Below are 4,160 nucleotides of genomic sequence, written 5' to 3'. Positions count from 1 at the left end.
ATGGCCGTCGACAAGAACCACGAGGTCTTCTCCGCCGAGCCGTTGATCGTCATCGGGGTTCCACCTCGTTTTCTTGATATCGAGATGTTCATAGCGATGGATCCGCCACGACACGACGCGCAGCGGGCCGCTGTCCAAGGCGTGGTCGCACCGAAGAACCTGCGTGAGATGGAGGGTCTGATTCGATCGCGCGTCCAGGAGGTGCTGGACAACCTGCCCGTGGATCAGCCGTTCGACTGGGTCCAGAACGTCTCGGTCGAGTTGACCGCTCGGATGCTTGCGACCCTCCTGGACTTTCCCTACGAGCAGCGCCGCAAGCTCGCTTACTGGTCTGATCTCGCATCCTCGATGGAGCAAGCCAACGGCGGCCCCTCGGACAATGACGAGGTGTTCCGCGGCATGCGCGACATGGCGCGAGGTCTCAGCACTCTCTGGCGCGACAAGGCTGCCCGGACAGCTGCCGGGGAGGAACCCGGATTCGACTTGATCACCCTGTTGCAGAGCAACGAAGACACCAAGGATCTGATCGACCGACCGATGGAGTTCCTGGGCAACCTTGTGTTGCTGATCGTCGGAGGCAACGACACGACGCGGAACTCGATGAGCGGCGGTGTTCTCGCGTTGAACCGGTTCCCTGACCAGTTCGAGAAGCTGAAGGCGAACCCTGACCTGATCCCCAATATGGTCTCGGAGATCATTCGGTGGCAAACACCGTTGGCCTACATGCGCCGGATCGCCAAGGCCGACACCGTGCTGAACGGGCAGTTCATCCGCAAGGGCGACAAGGTAGTGATGTGGTACGCCTCAGGCAACCGTGATGAGCGGATGTTCGATCGGCCCGACGACTTCATCATCGACCGGGCCAACGCTCGCAACCACATCTCCTTCGGCTTCGGTGTCCACCGCTGCATGGGCAACCGACTGGCGGAATTACAGCTGCGGATTCTCTGGGAAGAGTTGCTTTCTCGCTTCGAAAAGATCGAGGTCGTCGGCGAGCCCGAGTATGTGCAGTCCAACTTTGTCAGGGGCATCAGCAAGATGATGGTCCGTCTCACCCCGAAATCCGACGTATGACCTTACATCGGGCCCTCGTCGTCGGGGCCAGCCATGCCGGAGCCCAACTCGCGGCCAGTCTTCGACAGGAAGGGTGGACCGGCGAGATCGTTCTCATCGGCGATGAGTCGACGTTGCCCTACCAACGCCCTCCTTTGTCGAAGGCGTACCTGGCCGGGAAGAGCACACTCGACGAGCTTGCGATCCGCAATGCCGATTTCTATAGCAAGCAGGGAATCCAAGTCCTGAATGCGACGGTGGAGGCGATCGACCGCTCGGGTGGTCATCTCTCACTGAGTACCGGCGGCGCACTAGCTTACGACCAGCTTGCGCTGTGCACTGGCGCCCGCCCTCGGCGACTCCCCACCCCGGGAGCCAACTTGGCCGGAGTCTACTACTTACGCACAGTCGCAGACGTCGAGATGATCCGAGTGGCCGCCCACGCAGGACGTCGGGCAGTGATCATCGGCGGCGGTTACATCGGACTGGAGACGGCTGCCTCGTTGCGTGCACTGGGGCTGGAGGTCACCGTGCTCGAGGCGACTGGGCGCGTCCTTGAGCGGGTCACTGCCCCCGAAGTATCAGCGTTCTTCGACCGTATTCACCGGCAGGAGGGCGTGAAAATCCGGACGGGTGTGCTGGTCGAGGTTCTGTCCGGCGAGGACAGGGTCCGTGAAGTAGTTCTGTCCGGTGGCGAGTCAATTCCCGCTGACCTCGTCATTGTCGGCATCGGCGTTGAGCCGAACACCGATCTTGCCGCCGCCGCAGGTCTGGTCATTGATAACGGCGTCGTGATCGACGACCAGGCCCGGACCAGCGACCCCGACATCGTGGCCGCCGGGGATTGCGCAAGCCACAGCATGGCTCGCTACAGCCGCCCTCTACGCCTGGAGTCTGTGCCGAGCGCGCACGAGCAAGCCAAGGTCGCTGCCGCGACGGTGTGTGGGAAGTCCAAGAAGATAGCGGCGCTTCCATGGTTCTGGTCGGATCAATATGATCTCAAGCTCCAGATCGCCGGTCTGAACACCGGTTACGACGAAGTCATCCTCAGCGGAGACCCGACCCGAGACCGCGACTTCACCTGCTTCTACCTCCGTGAGGGAGAGCTTATTGGCGCCGACTGCATCAACCGCCCCCGTGACTTCATGTTCAGCAAGCGGGTAATCACGCAGCAACTCCCCATCGACCGAACTGAACTGGCGCTTGCCAGCTCCGCCTGAGATGACGGGTCTTCGGGCGATGGGTACGAAATGGTGAGTGCGGGCTGCGTTTCGGAAAGGAACACAAGTGACGAACATTATCCATCTCCCGCTGGCGAAGGGTCGTGAGCGACTCTCGTCGGTCCTCATGGTGCCACTGCCGAGTCGGGTCGACGCGGCCCTGCTCGGGGCCAGTGACCGGTGGCCTGTCCGAGAGCTCGCCCCGCCCCCGGCGGGGTCAGGCCTCAAACCGGTCTTAGGGACCGCTGGCATGCCTCTGCTCGGTCACACCCTGGACTACATCCGGTTCGGATCTAACTTCTCCCGGGCCAGGTACCAGCGGCTAGGACCTGTGTCGTGGATGGGCGCCTTCGGCACGAAAATAGTGGCGGTTGCCGGACCGGATGCCATACAGGAGGTGCTGACCACCAAGGCGAAGTCGTTCTCCCAGGACGGGTGGACCTATCTCATCGATGCCTTTTTTCATCGGGGCCTGATGTTGATGAGCTTCGACGAACACAGGATGCATCGGCGGATCATGCAGGAGGCGTTCACCCGCGACCGACTCGCCGGCTACGTCGACCAGCTCGGCCCGACGCTGGAGGCCAGCATCCCAGGGTGGACAGCGGGACAATCCACCACGCGCATCTACCCGCTGCTGAAGGCACTAACTCTCGACGTCGCCACGAAGGTCTTCATGGCAGGTCGGGGGGGTAGCGAGGATACCGATGCCATCAACGACGCCTTCGTGGCCACCGTGCGTGCGGCCAGCTCGATCATCCGTTTCCCGTTACCGGGGACTCGTTGGCGAGCGGGAGTCCGTGGGCGCGCGCTCTTGGAGGACTACTTCACCCGGCACCTGCCGGCGGCTCGAAGTGGCCAAGGAGGCGACCTCTTTGCGGGGCTGTGCCATGCGCGCACGGCCGACGGTGAGGCGTTCACCGATGAGGACGTCGTTAGCCACATGATCTTCTTGATGATGGCGGCCCACGACACATCGACCATCACCACCACCGCTGCCGCCTACTTCCTCGCCAAGCACCCGGCCTGGCAGGAACGGGCGCGGGCCGAGTCCGACCGACTCGGTGGACGCCGCCCGGACATCGACGACCTGGACTCACTGGAGACTCTCGACCTGGTGATCAAGGAGACACTCCGTCTGGTGGCGCCCGTGCCCATCGTGATGCGCAAGACGGTCGAAGACGTGGATATCGCCGGCCACCACATCCCGGCGGACACCCTGGTGGCCGTGGCTCCGTCGGTGAACCACTTCGACGAGTCGTGCTGGACCGACCCCGACACCTTTGACCCTGACCGCTTCAGCGAACCGCGGCGTGAGGACCAGAATCACCGCCTCGGGTGGATCCCCTTCGGAGGAGGGGTACACAAGTGCATCGGTCTGCACTTCGGCACCCTCGAAGTCAAGGCGATTCTGCACCACATGCTACGCACCTACACCTGGACGGTCCCCGATCAGTATGAAGCGAGGTGGGACAACACCTCGCTCCCCATTCCGGTCGACGGGTTGCCGATAACTCTGGAGCGCAGATGAATAAGGCACCGCTGGCGCACTCGTGGGCGACCGACTTCCTCGACATCGAGCACGAGTCCGTCCGGGCGTTCACCGCCGCCGCGGTTGGGGATGCGGGCACCGACCGGGACAAGGCGAAGCGCCTCTTCGCCGCCGTCCGCGACCAGATCCGGTACGACCCCTACACGGTGTCGGACGATCCCGCCCATTATCGAGCAAGCTTCGTCCTCGAGACCGGGCGCGCCTATTGCGTCCCGAAGGCGGTGCTCTTGACCGCGGTGTGCCGTGCGGCAGGGATTCCGGCGCTACTGGGGTTTGCCGACGTCCGAAATCATTTGCAGACCGAAGCGTTGCGAGCGCTCATGGGCGGCACGGAC

The 4,160-nt window shown here is 63.1% G+C and carries 4 protein-coding genes; all 4 read left to right on the top strand.

From position 1 onward, the window contains the following. On the top strand, positions 1 to 1,074 hold a 1,074-nt coding region (locus AC1Q6C_RS33180), incomplete at its 5' end, for a cytochrome P450 (protein WP_492667109.1). Beyond that, positions 1,071 to 2,273, top strand: a complete 1,203-nt coding sequence (locus AC1Q6C_RS33175) for an NAD(P)/FAD-dependent oxidoreductase (RefSeq protein ID WP_003942429.1) — start codon at positions 1,071 to 1,073, stop codon at positions 2,271 to 2,273. The genes AC1Q6C_RS33180 and AC1Q6C_RS33175, both read left to right, overlap by 4 nt. A gap of 67 nt (positions 2,274 to 2,340) precedes the next feature. Then, positions 2,341 to 3,804, top strand: coding sequence for a cytochrome P450 (locus AC1Q6C_RS33170; protein ID WP_019750067.1), 1,464 nt, complete (start codon positions 2,341 to 2,343; stop codon positions 3,802 to 3,804). Then, positions 3,801 to 4,160, top strand: a 360-nt coding sequence (locus tag AC1Q6C_RS33165; RefSeq protein ID WP_492667108.1) for a transglutaminase-like domain-containing protein, incomplete at its 3' end; no start/stop codon positions are given. The genes AC1Q6C_RS33170 and AC1Q6C_RS33165, both read left to right, overlap by 4 nt.

The organism is Rhodococcus sp. MT28, from assembly GCF_058792695.1.
Note: the sequence above shows the minus strand (reverse complement) of the source record. Positions and strands in the feature narration are given on the sequence as shown.